Source organism: Frankia sp. CcCS3, from assembly GCF_977927575.1.
In genome coordinates this window covers 1-404 of record NZ_CDWRCL010000360.1, presented here as the reverse complement: position 1 = coordinate 404, position 404 = coordinate 1, and the positions used below count along the sequence as shown (strand labels likewise).

Below are 404 nucleotides of genomic sequence, written 5' to 3'. Positions count from 1 at the left end.
AGGCAGTACGTTCCATCTAGGCTGGCTTGGGCGGGGCTGGGAGAGGTAGATCGTGACGATGATGCTGACGGCCGGGCGGGGTCTGGCCGATGATGGTCGGGTGGACGAGTCCGAGCCGGTGGTGGGGCGGCCTGACCCGGAGGTCGAGCCGAAGGCGAAGCGGCGGACGTTCACGGCGGAGTACAAGGCGCGGATCCTCGCGGAGTACGACGCGGCCGAGCATGGTGAGAAGGGTGCGATCCTGCGTCGGGAGCGGTTGTACTCGGCGCATCTCGTGGAATGGCGGCGGGCGGCGGGCGAGGGTAGGGTCGCGGCGTTGTCGAGGAAGCGTGGCCGGCCGGCGGCGGACCCGCGGGACAGGGAGATCGAGCAGTTACGGGCGGAGCTGGCCCGGAAGGACAAGG

The 404-nt window shown here is 70.0% G+C and carries 1 protein-coding gene; it reads left to right on the top strand.

Annotated features, from left to right (window positions below):
* Positions 1–100: 100 nt before the first annotated feature.
* The coding region (locus AC08OQ_RS19160) for a transposase (RefSeq protein ID WP_476612296.1) at positions 101–404 on the top strand (304 nt) is incomplete at its 3' end.